The organism is Streptomyces sp. Je 1-332 (assembly GCF_040730185.1).
In the GTDB taxonomy this organism is placed as follows: domain Bacteria; phylum Actinomycetota; class Actinomycetes; order Streptomycetales; family Streptomycetaceae; genus Streptomyces.
The window spans coordinates 7,490,449-7,510,738 of record NZ_CP160402.1; the positions used below are offsets into that span (position 1 = coordinate 7,490,449).

Sequence of the window (20,290 nt, forward strand, 5' to 3'; positions counted from 1 at the left end):
TGCGGCGGGGATAGGTTCGGCCGGAGAGAGCCGCACTTCAGGAGGACGCCCATGCCTGCCGCCATCCAGCCGATGATCATCACCCCGGATCTCGACCGCCTGCTGCGTTTCTACCAGGAGCTGCTCGGGGCCGTGGAGGTGTCGAGGACTCCGGACGAGGGGCCCGCGTTCTTCGTGGACCTGCGCATCGGCGACTCGGAGCTCGGCGTCGTCTCGGACACGAGCGTGCCGCTCGACACGCCGCAGCGCATTCTCCTGAGCGTGGCGGTGGAGGCCGTGGACGACCTCCTGGAGCGGGTGGACTCCCTCGGCGGTGAGACGCTCGGGCCGGCCAACGACATGCCGTGGGGACAGCGCGTCGCCCACATCAAGGACCCGGACGGCAACGCGGTCAACCTCACGCAGCTGATCTGAGGCCGAACCTCCCGGTACGGGCCGGGTCAGTCGCTCTCCGGCCGTCGTGCCGTGCCGAGCACGCAGTACGAGGTGGGCAGTCGCGGGCCCTTCGGCGGCACCAACAGCCTCCGGTACGGGCCGATCTCGAAGCCCGCGGCGCGCAGGGCCGCCAGGGGGTCGCGTGCCACGTGACAGCCGCCGAAGAGGGGTGGCCAGAGCGTGCGGTCCAGGACGCGCTGCGTGGCCGCCATCGCGGCGCCCGGAGCCACGCCGTGCTCGAAGAACCGCAGCTCGCCGCCCGGCCGCAGGACCCGCCGCAGCTCGCCGAGCGCACGGGGCACGTCGCGCACGCTGCACAGCACGAGCGAGGCCACGGCGCCGTCGAAGGCCTCGCTCTTGACGGGCAGCGCTTCGGCGGCGCCGGGCACGACGTCGACCGGTACGTCGGCGCGCACGGCCGCGGACGCGGCCAACTGCCGCAGGACGCGCTCCGGTTCGATCGCCACGACCTCGGAGACCGCCGCCGGAAAGTGCGCGAAGTTCAGGCCGTTCCCCGCACCGACCTCGATCACCCGCCCGGAGAGCCCGGCGAGCAGCTCCTTGCGGTACGTGGCGATGACGCGCTCGGCGGCCACGCTCTGCCGGGCGTAGAACCGGGCGAAGACGGGGTGGTGCACCGCGTCCCGGGACGCGGCTTTGGCGAAACGCGGTGACATGGGCCCTCCTCGACGGGACGAGCGGTTACCGCAATGGTGCCCCGCCGCGACCGTTTTTCCCACGCCGCACGTGCGGTGGCGGTGGGCCGCCACCCGCGCGGCGGCCGCGTACCGCCCGGGGGCTCAGCCCGCAACCCCCAGCCCTCGCGGTGCCTCCCGTCCGGTGAACGTCCCTGCGTCCCATCGGCCGCCCAGCTGCGGCGCCAGCCAATCGGCTGCCTGCGTACGGAAGTCGGGGCGGGTGAGGGAGCCCGCGCCCTGCGGTACCGCGCCGAGCAGTGGTGCGCCCGCCGACTGGGGCAGGTCCGCGAGGTTGCAGCGCGATGCCAGGTCCGGTGCGGTGGCCCAGCTGCCGATCGTCACGCCCAAGGGGGTCAGGCCCCGGGCTCGCAGGGCCTCCGCCGTGAGCGCCGTCGAGTTCAGCGTGCCGAGACCCGCCGAGGCGACCACCAGGACCGGGGCGGAAAGGAGGCGCGCGGCATCGGCCAGGGTGGCGCCCTCGTCGTCGTAGCGCACGAGCAGACCGCCCGCGCCCTCGACCAGGACCAGGTCGTGCTCCGCCGCCAACTTCTCCGCCGCCGTGGCCACTTCGTACGGGCGCACCGGCTCCATGCCCGCCCGTCGCGCGGCGGTGTTCGGCGCCAACGGCTCGGGGAAGCGGGCGAGTTCGAGGGTCGTGACCGCGTCACCCGCCAGCCGCTTCACCTCCTGCGCGTCGCCCGGCTCGCCGGGAGCCACCCCCGTCTGCGCGGGCTTGAGCATCGCGACGCTGCGCCCCGAAGCGAGCGCGAGGGCGGCCACCGCCGCGGTCGTCACCGTCTTGCCGATCTCGGTGCCCGTCCCGGACACCACGACGACCGTCATCTCAGCCCTCCTTCGCCGCCGCGCACACCGCGCGCCCGATCCGTGCCACGTCGTCGTCGCTCGTGATGAACGGCGGCATCGTGTAGACGAGGTCGCGGAAGGGCCGCACCCACACCCCTTCGCGCGTCGCGGCCCGCGTCGCCGCCGCCATGTCCACGTCGTGGTCAAGCTGTACGACGCCGATCGCACCGAGCACGCGTACGTCACGGACGCCCGGCAGATCCGCCGCCTCGGCGAGCGTGTCGCGCAGGCCCGTCTCGATGCGCTTGACCTCGGTCCGCCAGTCCTGCCCGAGCAGCAGCTCGATCGAGGCGCCGGCCACCGCGGTGGCCAGCGGATTGCCCATGAACGTCGGGCCGTGGGCCAGCACGGGTACCTCACCCCGAGAGATGCCGTCCGCGACCCGCGAGGTGCACAGTGTCGCGGCCAGCGTCAGATATCCGCCGGTCAGCGCCTTGCCCAGGCACATCACATCGGGCGTGACGCCCGCGTGGTCCGCGGCGAACAGCTCGCCCGTGCGGCCGAACCCCGTGGCGATCTCGTCGAACACGAGCAGCACGTCGTGCTCGTCACAGGCCTCACGCAACACCCGAAGATAGGCGGGGGAGTGGAACCGCATACCACCCGCGCCCTGCACCACCGGCTCCACGATCACGCCGGCAAGTTCGTCGGCGTGGCGCCCGATCATCTCCCGCAGGTGCTCGGCGTACTCCTCGTCGTACGCGTCGAAGGCCGTGGGCGGCGCGTCCGCGAACACCTGCTCGGGCAGCGCTCCCTGCCACAGCTCGTGCATGCCGCCCTCGGGGTCGCACACCGACATGGGCTGCCAGGTGTCCCCGTGGTAGCCGCCGCGCCAGGTCAGCATCCGCCGCTTGGCCGGGCGCCCGAGCGAGCGCCAGTGCTGCAGGCACATCTTGACCGCGACCTCGACCGACACCGAACCGGAGTCCGCGAGGAAGACGTGTTCCAGGCCCTCCGGCGATATGTCGACAAGGCGCTTCGCCAGGCGGACGGCGGGCTCATGGGTGAGCCCGCCGAACATGACATGGCTCATCCGGTCCAGCTGCCCGCGCACCGCGTCGTTGAGCACGGGGTGGTTGTAGCCGTGGATCGCCGACCACCAGGACGACATCCCGTCGACCAACTCGCCCCCGTCGCCCGCGAGCCGCAGCCGCACACCGCTCGCCGACTCGACGACCAGGGGCTCCTGACGGCCGGGCATCGGGCCGTACGGATGCCACACATGGCGCCGGTCGAGGTCGAGCAGCTGGGGAACGTCGAGCGGTCGGGGCGCGGAGAAGTCAGGCATTGGGCGCCAGATCCGTCCCCGCGCCCCGGCGGCGTACCGCCACCAGGTCCGTGCGCGCCTCGGACGTCTCGCCCTCCGCGGCCTCCATCGGCGCGGGTTCGGACGAACCGCACGGCCCGCAGCCGCCCCCACCGTCCCCGTGCGACCCGCAACCCGCGGCCGCCGGCGCGTCCGCGCGGTGCTCCGGAAGCGTCACCGTGTCCGTGCCCTCAACCTCGAACCCGGCGTCCGCGATCATCTCCAGGTCGGTCTTGCCGGCCTGGCCCTCGCTGGTCAGGTAGTCGCCCAGGAAGATCGAGTTGGCGAGGTGCAGCGCCAGGGGCTGCATCGAACGCAGATGCACCTCGCGGCCGCCCGCGATGCGGACCTCCACGTCGGGGCAGACGAAGCGGACCATGGCGAGAATGCGCAGGCAGCGCTGCGGGGTGAGGTTCCACTCCTTGGCGAGCGGGGTGCCCTCGAAGGGGATCAGGAAGTTGACCGGTACGGAGTCGGGGTCGAGGTCGCGCAGCGCGTAGACCACGTCCACCAGGTCCTCGTCGCTCTCGCCCATGCCCGCGATCAGACCCGAACAGGCGGAGAGGCCCGCTGCCTGCGCCTGCTGGACGGTGTCCACGCGGTCGGCGTACGTGTGCGTCGTGGTGATCTCGCCGTACGTCGCCTCGGACGTGTTGAGGTTGTGGTTGTACGCGTCCGCGCCCGCCGTGCGCAGTTTGTCCGCCTGGCCCGCGGAGAGCAGTCCGAGGCACGCGCACACCTCGACGCCTTCGTTGTTCTCCTTGATCGCCTCGATGGTCTGCGAGACCCGGTCGACGTCACGGTCGGTCGGACCGCGCCCGCTGGCGACCAGGCAGACCCGCTTGGCGCCACCCGCGACACCGGCAGCGGCGGCCTGCGAGGCCTCGTCGGGCTTGAGCCAGGTGTACTTGAGGATGCCTGCCGTCGAGCCGAGGCGCTGCGAACAGTACGAGCAGTCCTCCGGGCAGAGCCCCGACTTGAGATTGACCAGATAGTTGAGTTTCACCCGGCGCCCGAACCACTGCCGCCGTACCTTCCCGGCGGCGGAAACCACGTCCAGAAGCTCGTCGTCGGAGGTGGCCAGCACGGCCAGCGCCTCTTCACGGGTCGGCAGCTCGCGCCGAAGCCCCTTGTCCACCAGCGTGTTCAGCAGATCCATGGCGCTGATCCTTACGCACGAGGGCCTCGCTTTCCAAGGAGAGTTCGCACAACAGAAACCCTGAGAGGTGTGGGTATTGCCACATCCTGGGCCGGTGGCCGGGCGGCTAGGGTCTGTGCACTGTCTACAAACCGGCCAGTGCTGACGACCCGGAGGGGACCCCCATGGCGAGCTCGCCGTTCGACTGGATCGACGAGCAGGCGAGCCTGCGTGCGGGGGCCGGCCTCGTCCGCACCCTGCGCCCCCGCCCCGCCGACTCCGGTGGCCTCCTCGACCTGGCGAGCAACGACTACCTGGGTCTGGCCAGGCATCCCGAGATCACCGAAGGCGCGGCACGAGCGGCCCGGCACTGGGGCGGTGGAGCCACCGGTTCGCGCCTGGTGACCGGCTCCACCGAACTGCACGCGGAACTGGAGCGCGAGCTCGCCGCGTTCTGCGGCTTCGAGGCCGCCCTGGTCCTGTCCTCCGGATACGCCGCGAACCTCGCCGCCGTCACCGCCCTCGCCCCACACGGTTCGCTGATCGTCTCGGACGCGGGCAACCACGCCTCGCTCATCGACGGCTGCCGCCTGGCGCGCGGCACGACACAGGTGGTGCCGCACGCCGATCCCGAAGCGGTGCACAAGACGCTGGACGGTCACACGGGGCCCGCGATCGTCGTCTCGGACACGGTGTTCTCGGTCGACGGTGACGCGGCTTCACTGCCCGAACTCAGTTCCGTTTGCCAGGAGTTCGGGGCGGGCCTCGTCGTCGACGACGCCCACGGGCTAGGTGTGCTCGGCGACGGTGGGCGAGGCGCCCCGCAGGCGGCCGGCCTCGCGGGCACGGCCCACACGGTGGCCACGGTCACCCTGTCGAAGTCCTTCGGCAGCCAGGGTGGCGCCGTGCTCGGGCCCGCGAAGGTCATCGACCATCTGGTCAACGCGGCCCGGACCTTCATCTTCGACACGGGGCTCGCTCCCGCCGCCGCGGGTGCGGCCCTCGCGGCCCTGCGGCTGCTGGACAGGGAGCCGGAGCGCGCTGCGCGGGCGCGCGCGGTGGCGGCCGAACTGCATGAACGCCTGACGGCGGAAGGTCTCTCGGCGGTACGTCCGGACGCCGCCGTCGTCTCCGTGCGGGCCCCCTCGCCGGACGCCGCCGTGCGCTGGGCCGCCGACTGCCGGGGCGCGGGCCTGGCCGTCGGCTGCTTCCGTCCGCCGTCGGTGCCCGACGGCATCTCGCGGCTGCGGCTGACCGCCCGTGCGGATCTCACCGACGCACAGATCGCCGATGCCGTACGAGTGATCAGCCGCGCCGCACCCCGGTAGTCACCGGAGGCCGTGGACGAAGGCCTCCCATGTCGTGGGCGAGAAGAGCAGAGCGGGCCCTGCCGTGTTCTTCGAGTCGCGCACGGCGAGGAGCCCCTGCTCCGGCCCTGAAGCGAGCGAGGCCGTCTCCACGCAGTTGTTCATGCCGTTGCTGCGGCTGCTGCGGTACCACCGTGCGCCGTGCAGAGATGTGCTGGAAGGTACGTGCCGAGGCAGTGCAGTCATGGTGCCCCCTTACGCGCCGTCACGTATCCCGGCGATGTGATCCGTTGATTCCTCGGGTGAAAGCGCCTTTCCCTGAAGGGAGTTGAAGGCCTCCGTGTAGGCCTGGAGGTCTTCTTTCCGTTCGAGGTAGAGGCTACTCGTCAAGTGGTCGAGAACAACCACATCCAGATCAGCAATGTTCGGAAATGAGAAGATAACGAAAGAGCCGATGAGTCCCACATGCTCTCCGGCGGCGAACGGCAGCACCTGAAGTCGTACATGGGGCAACTGTGCGGCTTCCAGTAACCGTTTCAACTGACCGGCGAGCACCCGGCTGCCGCCCACCGGCCTGCGCAGCACGGCCTCGTCCAGGATCACGCTCAGTTGCAGCGGTGGAGAGGTGCGCAGTACGTCCTGACGGGCAAGACGCACCTCCACCAGCGTGTCCACCTGCTCGTCGGGCAGTCCGTCCAGCGCGGCCCGCGTCACCGCACGCGCGTAGTCCGGTGTCTGCAGCAGGCCCGGCACGACCGTGGTCTCCAGGGTGCGCATCCGACAGGCCTGTGACTCCAGGCTGATGAAGTCGCGGTAGGCGGGCGGCAGCAGCTCGCGATAGGCGTGCCACCAGTGGCGGCGACCACCGTCGTCGTCCGAGCCCGCCAATGCCATCAGCAACTGGCGGAGTTGGGGGTCCCGCACCTCGTACGCATCGAGCAGCAGTCCTACGTCGGCCGCCTTGACGCTGCTACGCCCCGTCTCGATCCGGCTGACCTTCGACTGATGCCAGCCGACCCGGCCCGCCGCCTGGCCACTGGTGAGCCCGGCGTGCGCGCGCAGCGCGCGCAGTTCGGCGCCGAGTTTCCGGCGGCGCACCGCGGGGCCGTACCGCATGTCCGTCTCCTTCCCGACGGAGCGTTCCTATTCCGCCTTCCCAGGGCCGCTCAGGGGCGACAGTAGAGGAAGTGCCGACCGCGCGCCCAAATACGGTCTCTCGTAGCAGAGTTCACCGCTTCGAGCGACAGATATATGCACTTCTTGGTGGATGGCCACCTGTGAGGGGTCCAAGAGTGGCAGGCTGGCGCGAAGCACCATTCCGGGACTGTCCTCGTGCCTTCCGCCACGAGTCGGAGCGAGCCCGGTGGGAAAGGGACAACGTCGCCATGGCAGACCTTCAGGAAGCATCCGTCACCCTGCCGAGCGACCCTGCCTCGGTCTCCACGGCCCGGAAATACGTCGCGCGCGTCCTTGCCGAGTGGGGCCTGCCGGGTGAGGCCGAGGCGGCCGACACGGTCCGGCTCATCGTCTCCGAACTCGCCACGAACGCCGTCCAGCACACCCGGGGCCAGTCGCCCACCTTCCGGGTGGACATCGAGCTCGACCGAGACGAGCAGCTGCGCATCGGCGTCACCGACAGCCACCCCCGCTACCCCAAGCGGCTGCCCGCCGCCGTCCAGCAGGACAACGGCCGTGGCCTGGTGATCATCCGCTGGCTGACCATGGAGTGCGGCGGCAGGCTCTCGGTCACGCCGACCCCCGAGGGAGGCAAGACGGTCTGGATCGCGCTGCCCTGGACCGCGCCGGTCCGTGGCGACGCGACGGCACCCTCGGCCTCGCCCTCACCCCGCTGAGCGTCCGAACGCGCCCCGGAGCAGCGCCCGGAAGGTGTCCGCCGCCGGATGCGACTCGTCGGTGCGGTGGACGACCGAGATCGTGCGGCGCAAGGTGCCCGGCTCCAACGGCCGCACGCCCACCGGGGTGGCAGCCGTCCGCGCCACCATCTCCGGTACGACGGCGACGCCGAGCCCGGCGCTGACCAGCGCGCACACCAGCGCGTAGCCCGGAGTCTCGACCAGGACCGAGGGTGTCGCGCCGGCCCGCACCAGCGCGGACTCCACGCCCTGGCGGGGCGGATGTGTCGGCGCCATGCTGATGAGCGGCTGCCCGGCGAGTTCGGCCAGGGGCAGCCGTGCGGGAGAATTCGCGAGCGCGTGCCCGGGCGAGGTCACCAGGACGAGCTCCTCGACCAGGATCGGCTCCTCGGTCACGGACGCGGGCAGCGGCACCGCGTCCGCGGGCTCGTACGTATGAGTGAGGGCCAGGTCGACCTCGCCCGCCGCCACGGCCGCGATGCCGAGCGGCGGTTCGTAGCCCCGGACCGTCAGATCGACGTCCGGATGGGCGCGGCGGAACGCGGTCAGCGCGGGCGGCACCAGATGGATCCCGGCCGTGGTGAACGTCCCCACCCGCAGCCTGCCGCCGGAGAGCCCCGCGAGCCGGGCCAGTTCGTGCCGGGCCTGCTCCATCTCGTCCAGGACCCGGCGCGCCCGCGCGAGCAACAGCTCACCCGCGCCGGTCAGCCGTGCCCCGCGGTGATGCCGCACCAGGAGCGGGGTCCCCGCCTCCCGTTCGAGCTTGGCCAGCTGCTGGGAGAGTGCGGGCACGGTGTAGCCGAGGCGCTCGGCGGCGCGGGTGATCGACCCGGCCTCGGAGACCGCCACCAGTGCGGCGAGCCGCGTCGGGTCGTACATGGCCGCTCCCGGGGCAGGGGCCGGCGGGCGGTGGGGCGGTCCGTCGGCGTGGGGGTAAACGCCTGCTTAAGGCTGGCTCAGGATATTCCACATGCCTGCTGAAGGCAGAAGAACGGCAGGGTGGACGCCATGGACGCACAACTGGTCGCCTTCACCGGAGTCGCCGCGGGCATGGTCGCCATGCCGGGTGCCGACTTCGCCGTCGTGGTGCGCAACGCCCTCGCCTCACGCCGTGCCGGGATCGCCTGCGCGATCGGCGTGGCGGGCGGACTCCTGGTGCACACGGCGCTCGCGGTGGCCGGGGTCGCGGCGGTCCTCGCGGCGGTGCCCACGCTTCTGCGGGCGTTGCAGGCCGCGGGCGGGGCCTATGTGCTCTACCTCGGCTGCCGCGCCCTGCGATCGGCGGCGCGGCCGCTCGAAAGCTTCGGGGCGCGGGACGGCGTGGAGCACGTGATGGCCGGGGGCAGTCTGCGGCAGGGCTTCCTCACCAACGCCCTCAACCCGAAGGCGCCCATCACCTTCCTCAGCGTGCTGCCCCAGTTCGTGCCCGCGGGCAGCCCCGCGATGCCGAGGACGCTGCTGCTCGCGTCCATCATCGTGGCCCTCGCCCTGGTGTGGTTCCCGGTCGTCGCCCTCCTGGTCGACCGGCTCGGGCGGTGGTTGCGCAGGCCCCGCACGGCCCGTGCCATCGAGGGCGGCACCGGCGTGGCGCTCGGCGTCCTCGGCGTGGTGCTCCTCATCGAGGCCCTGCCGGCCTGACGCCGCCCGACGTGTCCGATTCCTTGCCGTCGTCATCCCGGTCCTGGACCTTGTCCGCCGCGCCACGCACCAGGAGGGGGAGCAGGCCCCACAGGCCCGCACACACCACCATCGTGGCCGCGGCGGCGATGATCCCGCCGGTTCGGCCCACCGCCACGTCGACGACCAGGAGCACGGCGCCGGAGACCGCGAACACCAGGACACCGAGGCCGACACCCGCGAGGCGGGACGACACCCGCACGATCAGCGGCTTGGCCCGCTGCCCGAACAGCGACCTGTGCACGGCTGCCGGAGCGGTGAACAGCGCCGCGGCGAGTACGGCGAGCAGCAGCGTGGTCACATACGTGGCGCGCTGCATCGTGTCGAGCGAGGGGAAGCGCTCGGTGAAGGCGAGCGTCAGCAGGAAGGCGAAAAGGATCTGCACTCCGGCCTGCGTGACCCGCAGTTCCTGGAGGATCTCCGAGAAGTTGCGATCGGCGCGTTCGAAGCGCGTCTCGTTGCGGGACGGTCCGCCTGCGGTGGAGGAGCTGTTGTTTTCGGCCATGGCGCACGAGTATCCGCGTCGGCGCGCCCCACGCCTGGCGGGCGCGCCGGTCGGAGGGCCTGGCGGAGGGCCGGGCGAGCGGTGGCGGCGGCCGTGCGGGCCGCCGCCACCGCCCCAGGTCGAGCCGCTGACCGGCGATCAGTGACGGGCCATCAGCGGGGACGGGCCGTCAGTGGTGAAGGGCCATCAGCGCACCCGCCCGTAGGAGACGCTCTTCGTCCAGATCTTCTCCAGTCGCACCACGGTGTTCGACTTGGGGGCGTGCCAGATCCGGCCCTTGCCCGCGTAGATCCCGACGTGGTAGACGTTCCGGCCGGAGTGGAAGAAGACCAGGTCACCGCGGGTGCGGTTGGATGCCGAGATGTGGCGGGTCTTGTTGTACTGCTGTCCGGCGGTGCGTGGCAGTTTCTTGCCCGCACGCTTGAACGAGTACTGGGTCAGACCGGAGCAGTCGAACCGGTTCGGCCCCGTCGCTCCATAGCCGTACGGGGAGCCCTTCTTGGAGGCGGCGATCTTGAGCGCCTTGGCCCCGTGTGTCGCGGCCTCCGCCTCCGACGTGAGCCCTGGGGCCACGAGGGTCCCGCCTACGACGGCGAGCGTGAGGGCCGATACCGAACCGGCCCTGGTGAGCAGTGACGGGACGTGATTCAGCGCGGTCATGCGCAACCCTTCGTCAACCGCCTGTGAAGGATGACCTGTCGGATTCGGGCTGACAAAGTTGCCCGGCCGCACTGTGCGGCTTCACCCCAAGGGCCGGTGTCCGGACTTTCCGGACCGACCCGTCATGCCTGGGTCCTCCACTCCTGCCGATGCACCGATGTCGACCGGTCATCCGGGCGGCGGCAGGACTCGGCGTCCGCCCGGACCGCCCCGCCGCTGTGGCGGGGGCTTGTCGTCGAAAGGGATCTTGACCCGTGAAGGGCGTGAATTCCGAGCCGAAACGGCCTTTTGTGAAGCTCCTCACGGCTGAACCGTTCGGGTGGACACGGCCCGGTTCGTGGTCAGGTCGCGACGAAGGACGATCGTTCGACCAGCACCGGAACGAGTAATTCCGGCCCCCGCGTACACATCTGACGCAACTGAAGACGGTCCGAAAAACGATGATTGTCTACGCCGAACGAGGTAGCCCGTTTGGTTCGTTTGAGATCGGGCCGGGACGTATCGCCCTCCGGCTCGGGGGTGACGGGGGCTCAGGACGCGGTCGCGGGCGGCACGGTGACCCGGCAGGACCGCCGCTCCCCGTCGAGCACGCGCAGCGCCCGTGCCAACGTCGGCGCGTGCACCGCGCTCTCGCCCCGCTGGTGCATGAGCGTCAGCGCGTCCCGTAGGGCGGTCGCGCTGCCGACCAGGGCTTGGGCGGCGCGCAGTCCTCCGTAGGTGTCCGAGGCGCGGGCCGGGTTGATCCGGCCCACCAGGTCGATCACTTCGAGGTACCGGTCGATCAACTCGCCCTCGGCGCGGGTGAGTGCGGGCAGCGGAGGAAGTTCGGGTGGCAGCATCGCCGGTTCACCCCGCGTCCTTGGTGCCCGAGGACGTCTTGCGGCTCGCGATGATGCGGTCCACCAGGCCGTAGTCGACTGCCTCGGTCGCGCTGAGGATCTTGTCCCGCTCGATGTCGGCGCGGACGCGTTCCGCGCTTCGGCCCGTGTGTTGGACGAGCAGCTTCTCCAGTTGTGCGCGGGTGCGCAGGAGTTCGTCGGCCTGGATCGCCAGGTCGGAGGCCTGACCGTGAACCGGCTCGGCCAGTGAGGGCTGGTGGATGAGAACCCGGGCGCCGGGCAGCGCGTGTCGCTTGCCCGGGGTGCCCGCGGCCAGCAGGACCGCCGCCGCCGACGCGGCCTGCCCCAGGCATGTCGTCTCCACGTCGCAGGAGACGAACTGGATCGTGTCGTAGATCGCGGTCATCGCGCTGAACGAACCACCGGGGGAGTTGATGTAGAGCGCGATGTCGCGGTCCGGCGCCAGGTATTCGAGGTGCATGAACTGCGCCATCACGTCGTTGGCCGACGTGTCGTCGATCGGCGTCCCCAGGAAGACGATGCGCTCCTCGAGGAGCTTCGAGTACGGATCGAGGGTCCGCTGCCCGGTGCTCGTGCGCTCGGTGAACTCGGGCAGGACATAGCGGGCGGACGGTCGGTTCATGACATGTCTCTCCTCTGCCGGGGTCGGCTGCTCCCCAAGGCTCCTGTAAGAAAAGTACAGGACGTACGTAACCGCCTTGTCGAGATCTCCCGTGCCTCGTCGTGATCTCCCGCGGCCCGACGAGGCCCCCGTCGGCCTTGTCCGGTTACTCCAAATCCAGGAGGAACGGCGGCACTTGACTGGTTCGGCGTGCCCATGGGGAGCGCAGGCCGGGGTGGAGCGTTAAGCGTTCGGACGGCCGGGTACTCGGGCGCCATGAACCGTTTGGAGCATCTGGACAAGAGCCTCGTCGATGAACTGACGCACGCGGCCCGCGAGGCCGTGCGGGAAGAGTTGAGAGAGCAGACACGCAAGCAGCGCCGTAAGGCCGCGCTGTACGCCGGTGCGGGGGCCGTCGGCCTCTACGCGGGCGCTGCGCTGGCGCTCGCCCTCGGCCTCGCGCTTGCCCTGGGGCTGCCCGACTGGGCGGCCGCGCTGATCACCGCGGTGGTACTCGGAGTCGTGGCCTTCCTGTTGCGGAGCGCGGCCCGTCCGTCCGCGGACCGGCCTTCGACGGATCGCCCCCGCCCCTCGGCCGATCTGCCCTCCGTCGACGGGCCGTCCCTGACTCCTCCGCCCGTGACACCGCAGGCGCCCGCACCGCCTACCGTGCCGCCGACCGTGGACGCGGCACACCCGGGCGGCACGGAGCCCGAGGTTCCGCACCGGTGGGGCCAGTGAGCCGGGACACCTCAAGAGAGATGTTTGGCCAACGGATTACGGGCCACTCGTGAAGAAGAGGTGGCCATATTGAACACATCGTCGGATCCAGAGAAGAAGAAGGCGAGTTCGCAGAACTCGCGCAATTCAACCGAAAACGCGGATAGCGGCGGGACGAAGCGCCGCCCGGGTCCCATGGAGGTGCTGCGCACCGCACGCACCCAGCTCGCGGAGCTGACCGGGATGGTCGCCGAGTCCGTGTCGTCCTTCGAGCAGACCGAGGACGGCTGGACGTTGGAGATCGAGGTCCTGGAACTCACCCGGGTTCCGGACACGATGAGTCTCCTCGCCAGCTACCAGGTGGAGTGCGACCCGCAGGGCGAACTCCTCGGTTACAAGCGCGTCCGCCGCTACGAACGCGGGCGCGCCGACCAGAAGGCCGGCGGCCGGTAGCGCACCCGTCGCGCGGGTTTCTCCGCGGATTTTCCAACAGACTCCCCAGATAAGGAGGGCCGGTCGTCATGACCGTTGTCCCTGCACAGCAATCCGGTGGATCGGGCGGCACCAGTGGCCTGTACGACGTCCTGGAGCTCGTTCTCGACCGAGGCCTCGTGATCGACGCCTTCGTGCGTGTCTCGCTGGTCGGCATCGAGATCCTGAAGATCGACGTGCGTGTGGTCATAGCCAGCGTGGACACGTATCTGCGCTTCGCCGAGGCGTGCAACCGCCTCGACCTGGAGGCGGGACCGCGCAAGGATCCCGGGCTCCCCGACCTGGTGGGCGAGATGACCGAGTCCGGCGCGCGTGGCAAGTCCAAGGGCGCGCTGTCCGGTGCCGCCGAGACCATTTCCGACGCGTTCAAGCAGTCCCGTGAAGAGAGCCAGACGGAGTCCCGTCCGCGCGCCCGTAAGAGCACGTCGGCGCGGAGGAAGGAGGAGCAGGAATGAGCACCTACGTCTATGGCATCGCCGCGAGTTCACACCCGGCACTGCCCGAAGGCATGGACGGCGTGGGCAAGCCCTCTCGCCCCGTGCGCATCGTCAGGGAAGGCGACCTGGCGGCGATCGTCAGTGAGGCGCCCGAGTCGCTGCGCGCCAAGCGCCACGACCTGCTGGCCCACCAGAACGTGCTGAACGAGGCAGGCGCGGCGGGCCCGGTCCTTCCCATGCGGTTCGGCAACGTCGCACCGGACGACGCGTCCGTCACGAGCGTCCTCGCCGAACGCGCTGAGCACTACCGCGAGCGGCTCGCCACGCTGGCCGGCAAGGTCGAGTACAACGTCAAGGCGAGCCACGAGGAGCAGGCCGCCCTGCACCGCGTGATGGCCGACAACCCCGAGGTGCAGGCACTGGCCGAGGCCAACCGGCAGGCGGGCGGCGGCAGTTACGAGCAGAAGCTGCAGCTCGGCGAGATGGTGGTGAACGCGCTCCAGGCCCGCGAGGCCGAGGACGCGGTGGAACTGCACCGCGCTCTGGAGCCCACCGCGCACGCCGTCAGTGTGGGCCCCGAGTCCACCGGATGGCTGGCCAACCTGTCGTTCCTGGTGGAGCGCGACTCGTCCGCGGTGTTCCTCTCCGCGGTCGACGAGGTCCGCAAGAGCCATCCGCACATCGAGCTGCGGGTCAACGGCCCGCTGCCGCCCTACAGCTTCGTCGAGCCCGGGCCCTCCGAGCCGACCGGAGCCACGCCGGAGTCCGCTTCCTCGAAGGCGGGCGGCGAGTAGCGGATGGGACTCATCGGCGAAGTACTGATGCTGCCGTTCGCCCCGGTGCGCGGCGGCCTCTGGGCGGTGAGCCAGGTACTCGCCGAGGCCGAGCGCCTGTACTACGACCCGGCCACCGTCCGGTCCGAACTCGCCCTTCTCGAGCAGCGGCTCGAGTCGGGCGAGCTCGGAGAGGAGGAATTCGACCGCTTGGAGGACGAGTTGCTCGACCGACTGGAAATTGGCCTGCGCGGCGGCGCGGGAACCGACAACGGGACCACATCATGAATCGACTGGGAATGGGCCTCGCCGTAGGGGCCGGATACTTCCTCGGACGTACGAAGAAGATGAAGCTGGCGTTCGCGGTCGGCACGATGGTGGCCGGCAAGCGGATGAACCTGAGCCCGCGCGCCCTGGGCGACCTGCTGTCCCAACAGCTGCAGAACAACCCGCAGTTCAAGGAGATCGGCGACCAGCTGCGCGAGGACATGCGCGGGGTCGGCAAGGCCGCGACCGGTGCGCTGGTCGAGCGGCAGATCTCGGGCCTCGCCGACCGGCTGCACGGTCGGACGGCGGACGTGCGCGACCAGCTCTCGGGCGTGAAGCCGGACATACCCGGCCGCGGGCGCGATGAAGACACCGAGGAGTCCGACGACGCGTACGAGGAGTACGACGACGAGGACGATCGGGACGAGCAGGACGATCGGGACCGTGAGGACACCGCGGACGCGGAGTCCGACGAGGAGTCCGACGAGGAGTCCGACGAAAGGCCGCGGGCGAGGAAGAAGGCTCCCGCGAAGAAGGCCGCCCCGAAGAAGGCGGCGGCCAAGAAGACCCCCGCGAGGAAGACGGCGGCGCAGAAGAGCCCGGCGAAGAAGACGGCGAAGAAGGCCCCGGCCAGGGCCGCGGCGAAGAGCTCCACGCGCCGCGCCACCGGGTCCCGCGCGCCGAAGGAGGGGGGCCGCGATGAGTGACACCCTGAAGTCCGCGACCGGCAAGGCGAAGGACAATCCGCTCGCCGGCATCGCGCAGAGCGAGGCGGCCGACCGCCTGAAGTCGGAGTTGCAGGCATATCTCGGCGCACAGGCGCAGCGGCTGCTCGTCGGTGTGGGCCACAAGCTCGGCGAGACGACGGGCAAGCTCAACGACATAGCCGAGGGCAACAGCCCCGGCTTCGCCAAGCTCGCTCTCGACGGCGGCCGCAAGATGGCCGAGGGCAAGGGACCGCTGCGGTCCGCCGTGGAGGTCGGCGCCGGGCGCGCCAAGGACAGCGTGGTCGATGCCTTCAAGAACATGACCGGAGGCAAGGGCCGCCGCAAGGGCGGGGCCGGCAAGAAGCCGACGGTCATCATGGAGTTCATCGACGTCGGCGTGCCGCTGCGCACGGCGTACGACCAGTGGACCCAGTACCAGGACTTCAGCACCTTCGCCAAGGGCGTCAAGAGCGCGAACCGCGCCGACGACACCACCTCCGACTGGCAGGCCAAGGTCTTCTGGTCCAACCGGAGTTGGAAGGCGCACACCACCGAACAGATCGCGGACGACCGGATCGCGTGGACCTCGGAGGGTGCGAAGGGCACGACGAAGGGTGTCGTCTCCTTCCACTCGCTGGCCGAGAACCTCACCCGCGTCCTGCTGGTCCTGGAGTACTACCCGAAGGGTCTCTTCGAGAAGACCGGCAACATCTGGCGCGCTCAGGGCCGCCGGGCCCGGCTCGACCTGAAGAACTACGCGCGCTTCATCACCATCAAGGGTGAGGCCGAGGACGGCTGGCGCGGTGAGATCCGCGACGGCGAGGTCGTCCACAGCCACGAGGACGCGCTCGCCGAGGAGCAGGAGCAGGAGCAGGACCAGACCGAGGGCGAGCCGGAGGACGTCGCGGAGGACGAGGACGAGCGCGACGACGAGGAGCAGCCCGAGGAGTCCTACGAGGACGACGAGGAGCAGCCCGAGGAGTCCTACGAGGACGAGGACGAAGAGGGCGCGGAAGACGAGGGCGAGGACGAGGCAAAGTACGAGGAAGACGAAGAAGAGGGCGAGGACGAGGCGAAGTATGACGAGGACGACGAGGGTGTAGAGGACGAGAAGTACGAAGAAGAAGAGCCCGCGACGAGCGGGAGTCGCCGATGACCATGCCCAGCCGGATGCCGGAGCCGTACGGACAGGGCGGCGGTGCGAACCTCGCGGACATCCTGGAGCGCGTGCTCGACAAGGGGATCGTCATCGCCGGGGACATCCGGATCAACCTGCTCGACATAGAACTGCTCACCATCAAGCTGCGGCTCATCGTCGCCTCCGTCGACAAGGCGAAGGAGATGGGGATCGACTGGTGGGAGGACGACCCCGCGCTGTCCACCCGTGCGCGTCGCGACGAACTCACGCGTGAGAACGCCGAGTTGCGCGCCCATGTCGCCGAACTGGAGCAGGGCAGGACGGGCGAGGTGGAGCGAGGAAAGTCGAACAGCGGCAAGTCGGAGCCGAGTAAATCGGAACCGAGCAAATCGGAACCGAGTAAGTCGGCGCAGAGCAGGACAGCGCAGAGCAAGACGGAGGAAAGCACATGAGCGGACTGCGGTACGTCTACGCGATCTGCCGGCCCTTCGACGCGGCGCTCCAGGCGCAGGTGACCGGAGTGGACGGCGCGCCCCCCGGTCAGCTGTCCCACCACGGCCTGATCGCGGTGGTGGGCACGGTGCCGGAGGAGGACTTCGGCGAGGAGCCGCTCCGGCGCCACCTGGAGGACCTGGACTGGCTGAGTGCGACCGCACGCGCCCACCAGGCCGTGATCGACGCGCTGACCGTGGTCACCACGCCGCTGCCGCTGCGGCTCGCGACCGTGTTCCGTGACGACGCGGGAGTGCGCGCCATGATGGAGGCGCGGGAGGACTCCTTCAGGCGCACGCTCGACCGGCTCGACGGCCGGGTGGAATGGGGCGTCAAGGTCTATTCCGACGCGCAGGCCGCAAGTCCGGCCGCCGAGCCGGAGAAGCCCGCCTCGGGCCGCGACTACCTGCGCCAGCGCCGACAGCGCAACAAAGCTCACGAGGAGATGTGGGAGAGCGCGGAGAAGTTCGCGCACCGACTGCACGACACGCTCTGCGAGGGGGCGGAGGACGCTCGGCTGCACGCGCCCCAGAACTCCGCGCTCTCCAAGGAAACGGGTCGCAACGTACTCAACGCGGCCTACCTGGTGTCACGTTCGGACTCGGAGGCCTTCGTGGAACTGGTGGAAGGAGTGAAGGGCCAGGAGTCCGGCATGCGCGTCGAGCTCACCGGACCGTGGGCCGCGTACTCCTTCGCGGGCCTGGAGGCCGAAGGGGACGACACGCCGGGGGAGGCGGGACTGTGACCGTCATAGAACGCCGGGAGGTCGCCCTCGTCGACCTGCTCGACCGGTTGCTCGCGGGCGGGGTCGTCATCTCCGGTGACCTCACGCTGCGCATCGCGGACGTCGATCTCGTCCGCATCGACCTGAACGCGCTCATCAGCTCGGTGAACGAGCAAGTCCCCTCGCCCTTCGAGGAGTTGCTGTGAGCGAGGCCGAGCGCGAGCGTGAGCAGATCCGCGAGCAGGCCCGGGAGCGGCCCGCGGGGAAGAAGAACCGGCTCGAACTGGAGCCGGACACCGTGGAACGCGATCTGATCAAACTGGTCCTGACCGTCGTGGAGCTGCTGCGGCAGCTCATGGAGCGGCAGGCCGTGCGCCGGTTCGACACCGGCGAGCTGGACGAGGACCAGGAGGAGCGCATCGGCCTCACGCTGATGCTCCTCGACGATCGCATGGCCGAACTCCGCGACCGTTACGGCCTGCGGCCCGAGGACCTGAATCTGGACCTCGGGCCGCTGGGGCCGCTCCTGCCGAGGGACTAGCCGCCGGAAGCGGCCGACTTCGCGAACTCCCTCATGAACGCCTCGCAGAACGCCTTCAAGTCGTCCGGCTTGCGGCTGGTGATCAGCGTGTTGGGCCCGTCGTCGCAGATCTTCACCTGCTCGTCGACCCAGGTGCCGCCCGCGTTGCGGATGTCCGTACGGACGCTCGGGAACGAGGTGAGTCCTCGGCCCGACAGGACGTCGGCCTCGACGAGGATCCACGGGGCGTGGCAGATCGCGGCCACCGGACGGCCGGTGTCGAAGAAGCCGCGTACGAAGGACACGGCCCCCTCGTCGAGGCGCAGCGCGTCAGGGTTGGCCACACCGCCCGGCAGGACGAGGCCGTCGAAGGAATCGGCCGACACATCGCCGACGACCTCGTCCACGGGAAACGTGTCGGCCTTGTCGAGATGGTCGAAGGCCTGGATACGGCCCGGCTCGGTCGACACGAGGACGGGCTCGCCACCCGCGTCGGTCACCGCCTTCCAGGGGTCGGTGAGTTCGATCTGCTCGACGCCCTCGGGTGCCATCAGAAATGCGATGCGCATGGTTGCTCCCTTTCTTCGGGTGGAGTCTGCGGGTGGGGACTGTGGGTATTACCTAGCCGTCCGTGTCCCGCACGACCCGCACGGTGTCGAGGCCGGGGTCCGCGGCGTCCGGCAGGTTCATGCCGGCGTTCTTCCCGGTGCGCAGATAGCGCAGCACCGGCTCGGTGAGACGTTCGCCGGGCAGCGCCGCGGGAATGCCCGGCGGGTACGGCGTCAGCATCTCGGCCGCCACGCGACCCGCCGCCTCGGTCACCGGAACGTCGACGGTGGGCCCGAAATAGGCGTCACGGGGCAGATCGACCTGGGCGAGCCGCAGCGCGCCGGGGGAGGGGACGTCCACCTCCGGCACCGGACGCAGGCCGGGAGCGGCGTGGGCCAGGGCGCGCAGAGCTGCCAGGAGTTCGTCCGTCGTCTCCCGGTCGTCGGCGTGGGTGAGCTGGGTGCTGATGCGGCGGTGGTCGGCCAGGTGCGCCTCGACCGAGCGGTGCTCGCGCAGCCAGTCCGCGGCCCGGAATCCCGAGGTGCCCAAGCCGCTCACGTCGATGACGACCGGCAGCGGGTCGAAGTCGGCGGCGGGCCCGCAGAAATCGACACGGTCGTTCACGTGCAGCCCGTCGATCCGCTCGATCGCCGCCCGGACGTCGGCCGCCAGATCCAGGGCGCCCCCCAGCAGGTCCTTGCCGCGCAGAGCCATCTGGCGGCGCCAGCCGTCGAGACCGGCGTAGATGAGCACGGACGGGCTCGTGGTGCCGAACAGATCCGCGCGGGACTTCAGCACCGTCGGGTCGATCAGATCGCCCTGGAGATGGAAGACGGAACCCTGTTCGAGGCCGCTGCCCATCTTGTGGATGCTCGTCACGCAGATGTCGGCGCCCGCGTCCATCGCCCAGGACGGCAGGTCGGGATGGAAGGGCAGATGCGCGCCCCACGCCTCGTCCACGATCAACGGCAGGGAATGCCGGTGGCAGACCTCCGCGATGCCCCGCAGGTCGGCGCAGCTCCCGTACGGGGTGGGGCTGGTGACCAGGGCGCCCTTCGCGTCGGGGTGGGCGGCGAACGCCTCGGCGAAGGTCTCGGCCGTGGGCGGGTGCGCCAGGTGCCGTTCGGGGTCCCAGGAGGGCTCGACCCAGACGGGCCGGATTCCGGAGAGGATCAGCGCCGACACGACGGACTTGTGCGCGTCACGCCCGATCAGCAGTTTCTCGTGCGGGCCCGCGGCCGAGAGCATCGCCGCCTTCACCGACAGGGAGCTGCCGCACGTGGAGAAGAAGGTGTGCGACGCGTGCACGGCGTCGGCCATCAGCCGTTCGGCCCGTTCGAGGACCCGGCCGCGGCCCAGTCGGTCGTCCAGACTCCCGGATGCGAGGAGGTCGCCGTGGAAGACCGCGTCGCCCAGCACCTCCCGCACCAGTGGATCGGCGCCCCGGGCCTGTTTGTGGCCGGGCGGCGTGAAGGAGATGCGGCCCTGCCTGCGGTGGTCGGCCAGGGCTTCGAGTACGGGGGCCCGGGCGTGATCGACAGTCATG

At 70.4% G+C, this 20,290-nt stretch carries 28 protein-coding genes and 1 riboswitch; of the genes, 15 read left to right on the forward strand and 13 right to left on the reverse strand.

The features are described 5' to 3' along the window. The first annotated feature begins 51 nt into the window (after nucleotides 1-51). Nucleotides 52-414 (forward strand): VOC family protein, encoded by a 363-nt coding sequence (locus tag ABXJ52_RS33635; RefSeq protein ID WP_367047374.1) that lies wholly within the window; start codon nucleotides 52-54, stop codon nucleotides 412-414. A gap of 26 nt (nucleotides 415-440) precedes the next feature. Here ABXJ52_RS33635 and ABXJ52_RS33640 read toward each other — a convergent pair whose 3' ends face one another. The 4 genes from ABXJ52_RS33640 to bioB form a co-directional block, all read right to left on the reverse strand. Beyond that, the gene (locus ABXJ52_RS33640; RefSeq protein WP_367047376.1) at nucleotides 441-1,112 is read right to left on the reverse strand and encodes a class I SAM-dependent methyltransferase; all 672 of its coding nucleotides are present in this window, start codon (nucleotides 1,110-1,112) and stop codon (nucleotides 441-443) included. Nucleotides 1,113-1,235: 123 nt separating this feature from the next. Beyond that, on the reverse strand, nucleotides 1,236-1,976 hold the full coding sequence (gene bioD / locus ABXJ52_RS33645) for a dethiobiotin synthase (protein ID WP_367047379.1): 741 nt from the start codon (nucleotides 1,974-1,976) through the stop codon (nucleotides 1,236-1,238). A gap of 1 nt (nucleotide 1,977) precedes the next feature. Further along, nucleotides 1,978-3,285, reverse strand: a complete 1,308-nt coding sequence (locus ABXJ52_RS33650) for an adenosylmethionine--8-amino-7-oxononanoate transaminase (protein WP_367047382.1) — start codon at nucleotides 3,283-3,285, stop codon at nucleotides 1,978-1,980. Continuing rightward, nucleotides 3,278-4,462 (reverse strand): biotin synthase BioB, encoded by a 1,185-nt coding sequence (bioB, locus tag ABXJ52_RS33655; protein ID WP_367047384.1) that lies wholly within the window; start codon nucleotides 4,460-4,462, stop codon nucleotides 3,278-3,280. The genes ABXJ52_RS33650 and bioB overlap by 8 nt, the downstream gene beginning before the upstream one ends. A gap of 164 nt (nucleotides 4,463-4,626) precedes the next feature. On the opposite strand from bioB, the gene ABXJ52_RS33660 reads away from it, so the two are divergent. Then, on the forward strand, nucleotides 4,627-5,769 hold the full coding sequence (locus ABXJ52_RS33660; RefSeq protein ID WP_367047387.1) for an 8-amino-7-oxononanoate synthase: 1,143 nt from the start codon (nucleotides 4,627-4,629) through the stop codon (nucleotides 5,767-5,769). Here ABXJ52_RS33660 and ABXJ52_RS33665 read toward each other — a convergent pair whose 3' ends face one another. Next, nucleotides 5,770-5,994, reverse strand: coding sequence for a DUF397 domain-containing protein (locus ABXJ52_RS33665; RefSeq protein WP_367047391.1), 225 nt, complete (start codon nucleotides 5,992-5,994; stop codon nucleotides 5,770-5,772). It lies immediately after the preceding gene. A gap of 9 nt (nucleotides 5,995-6,003) precedes the next feature. Further along, entirely contained in the window at nucleotides 6,004-6,864 is an 861-nt protein-coding gene (locus tag ABXJ52_RS33670; RefSeq protein WP_367047394.1) for a helix-turn-helix transcriptional regulator, read from the reverse strand. 269 nt (nucleotides 6,865-7,133) lie between these two features. On the opposite strand from ABXJ52_RS33670, the gene ABXJ52_RS33675 reads away from it, so the two are divergent. After that, nucleotides 7,134-7,601 (forward strand): ATP-binding protein, encoded by a 468-nt coding sequence (locus ABXJ52_RS33675; protein WP_367047397.1) that lies wholly within the window; start codon nucleotides 7,134-7,136, stop codon nucleotides 7,599-7,601. On the opposite strand, the gene ABXJ52_RS33680 is transcribed toward ABXJ52_RS33675, so the two are convergent. Then, nucleotides 7,590-8,501 (reverse strand): LysR family transcriptional regulator, encoded by a 912-nt coding sequence (locus ABXJ52_RS33680; RefSeq protein ID WP_367047400.1) that lies wholly within the window; start codon nucleotides 8,499-8,501, stop codon nucleotides 7,590-7,592. The genes ABXJ52_RS33675 and ABXJ52_RS33680 overlap by 12 nt on opposite strands. 129 nt (nucleotides 8,502-8,630) lie before the next feature. Here ABXJ52_RS33680 and ABXJ52_RS33685 point away from each other — a divergent pair, with 129 nt between their 5' ends. After that, entirely contained in the window at nucleotides 8,631-9,260 is a 630-nt protein-coding gene (locus ABXJ52_RS33685) for a LysE family translocator (RefSeq protein ID WP_367047404.1), read from the forward strand. On the opposite strand, the gene ABXJ52_RS33690 is transcribed toward ABXJ52_RS33685, so the two are convergent. The 4 genes from ABXJ52_RS33690 to ABXJ52_RS33705 all read right to left on the reverse strand — a co-directional run bounded on the left by ABXJ52_RS33690 (nucleotide 9,238) and on the right by ABXJ52_RS33705 (nucleotide 11,946). Beyond that, entirely contained in the window at nucleotides 9,238-9,804 is a 567-nt protein-coding gene (locus ABXJ52_RS33690; RefSeq protein WP_367047407.1) for a DUF6328 family protein, read from the reverse strand. The two genes, ABXJ52_RS33685 and ABXJ52_RS33690, sit on opposite strands and share 23 nt — an antisense overlap. A 186-nt stretch (nucleotides 9,805-9,990) precedes the next feature. Beyond that, complete coding sequence (locus ABXJ52_RS33695; RefSeq protein ID WP_367047410.1) at nucleotides 9,991-10,464, reverse strand: C40 family peptidase; 474 nt, start codon at nucleotides 10,462-10,464, stop codon at nucleotides 9,991-9,993. A 3-nt stretch (nucleotides 10,465-10,467) separates the two neighbouring features. Next, nucleotides 10,468-10,640: riboswitch (cyclic di-AMP (ydaO/yuaA leader) on the reverse strand. A 354-nt stretch (nucleotides 10,641-10,994) separates the two neighbouring features. After that, the gene (locus tag ABXJ52_RS33700; protein WP_367047413.1) at nucleotides 10,995-11,303 is read right to left on the reverse strand and encodes a hypothetical protein; all 309 of its coding nucleotides are present in this window, start codon (nucleotides 11,301-11,303) and stop codon (nucleotides 10,995-10,997) included. 7 nt (nucleotides 11,304-11,310) lie between these two features. Continuing rightward, nucleotides 11,311-11,946 carry an ATP-dependent Clp protease proteolytic subunit gene (locus ABXJ52_RS33705; RefSeq protein WP_367047417.1) on the reverse strand — a complete coding sequence of 212 codons (636 nt, stop codon included), beginning with the start codon at nucleotides 11,944-11,946 and terminating at the stop codon, nucleotides 11,311-11,313. A 255-nt stretch (nucleotides 11,947-12,201) separates the two neighbouring features. Here ABXJ52_RS33705 and ABXJ52_RS33710 point away from each other — a divergent pair, with 255 nt between their 5' ends. The 11 genes from ABXJ52_RS33710 to ABXJ52_RS33760 all read left to right on the forward strand — a co-directional run bounded on the left by ABXJ52_RS33710 (nucleotide 12,202) and on the right by ABXJ52_RS33760 (nucleotide 18,216). Further along, complete coding sequence (locus ABXJ52_RS33710) at nucleotides 12,202-12,666, forward strand: phage holin family protein (protein ID WP_367047419.1); 465 nt, start codon at nucleotides 12,202-12,204, stop codon at nucleotides 12,664-12,666. Nucleotides 12,667-12,732: 66 nt separating this feature from the next. Then, nucleotides 12,733-13,098, forward strand: a complete 366-nt coding sequence (locus tag ABXJ52_RS33715) for a gas vesicle protein (RefSeq protein ID WP_367049454.1) — start codon at nucleotides 12,733-12,735, stop codon at nucleotides 13,096-13,098. A gap of 68 nt (nucleotides 13,099-13,166) precedes the next feature. Continuing rightward, the gene (locus ABXJ52_RS33720; protein WP_367047422.1) at nucleotides 13,167-13,592 is read left to right on the forward strand and encodes a gas vesicle structural protein GvpA; all 426 of its coding nucleotides are present in this window, start codon (nucleotides 13,167-13,169) and stop codon (nucleotides 13,590-13,592) included. Continuing rightward, entirely contained in the window at nucleotides 13,589-14,368 is a 780-nt protein-coding gene (locus ABXJ52_RS33725) for a GvpL/GvpF family gas vesicle protein (RefSeq protein WP_367047425.1), read from the forward strand. The genes ABXJ52_RS33720 and ABXJ52_RS33725 overlap by 4 nt, the downstream gene beginning before the upstream one ends. Nucleotides 14,369-14,371: 3 nt before the next feature. Further along, nucleotides 14,372-14,635 (forward strand): gas vesicle protein GvpG, encoded by a 264-nt coding sequence (locus ABXJ52_RS33730; RefSeq protein ID WP_367047428.1) that lies wholly within the window; start codon nucleotides 14,372-14,374, stop codon nucleotides 14,633-14,635. Beyond that, on the forward strand, nucleotides 14,632-15,321 hold the full coding sequence (locus ABXJ52_RS33735; RefSeq protein WP_367047430.1) for a DNA primase: 690 nt from the start codon (nucleotides 14,632-14,634) through the stop codon (nucleotides 15,319-15,321). Before ABXJ52_RS33730 ends, ABXJ52_RS33735 begins: the two co-directional genes overlap by 4 nt. Further along, nucleotides 15,314-16,477 carry an SRPBCC family protein gene (locus ABXJ52_RS33740; RefSeq protein ID WP_367047432.1) on the forward strand — a complete coding sequence of 388 codons (1,164 nt, stop codon included), beginning with the start codon at nucleotides 15,314-15,316 and terminating at the stop codon, nucleotides 16,475-16,477. The genes ABXJ52_RS33735 and ABXJ52_RS33740 overlap by 8 nt, the downstream gene beginning before the upstream one ends. Further along, on the forward strand, nucleotides 16,474-16,911 hold the full coding sequence (locus ABXJ52_RS33745; protein WP_367047434.1) for a gas vesicle protein: 438 nt from the start codon (nucleotides 16,474-16,476) through the stop codon (nucleotides 16,909-16,911). The genes ABXJ52_RS33740 and ABXJ52_RS33745 overlap by 4 nt, the downstream gene beginning before the upstream one ends. Further along, nucleotides 16,908-17,696, forward strand: a complete 789-nt coding sequence (locus tag ABXJ52_RS33750; RefSeq protein ID WP_367047436.1) for a GvpL/GvpF family gas vesicle protein — start codon at nucleotides 16,908-16,910, stop codon at nucleotides 17,694-17,696. Before ABXJ52_RS33745 ends, ABXJ52_RS33750 begins: the two co-directional genes overlap by 4 nt. After that, entirely contained in the window at nucleotides 17,693-17,881 is a 189-nt protein-coding gene (locus tag ABXJ52_RS33755; RefSeq protein WP_367047438.1) for a gas vesicle protein, read from the forward strand. Before ABXJ52_RS33750 ends, ABXJ52_RS33755 begins: the two co-directional genes overlap by 4 nt. A gap of 26 nt (nucleotides 17,882-17,907) precedes the next feature. Beyond that, nucleotides 17,908-18,216 carry a gas vesicle protein K gene (locus tag ABXJ52_RS33760; protein ID WP_367049455.1) on the forward strand — a complete coding sequence of 103 codons (309 nt, stop codon included), beginning with the start codon at nucleotides 17,908-17,910 and terminating at the stop codon, nucleotides 18,214-18,216. Here ABXJ52_RS33760 and ABXJ52_RS33765 read toward each other — a convergent pair. Both ABXJ52_RS33765 and ABXJ52_RS33770 read right to left on the reverse strand, forming a co-directional pair. Then, nucleotides 18,213-18,764, reverse strand: a complete 552-nt coding sequence (locus tag ABXJ52_RS33765) for a type 1 glutamine amidotransferase domain-containing protein (RefSeq protein WP_367047440.1) — start codon at nucleotides 18,762-18,764, stop codon at nucleotides 18,213-18,215. The two genes, ABXJ52_RS33760 and ABXJ52_RS33765, sit on opposite strands and share 4 nt — an antisense overlap. Before the next feature lie 52 nt (nucleotides 18,765-18,816). Then, a complete protein-coding gene (locus tag ABXJ52_RS33770) occupies nucleotides 18,817-20,289 on the reverse strand; it encodes an aminotransferase class I/II-fold pyridoxal phosphate-dependent enzyme (RefSeq protein WP_367047442.1) in 1,473 nt (490 codons plus the stop codon). Between the last annotated feature and the right edge of the window lies 1 nt (nucleotide 20,290).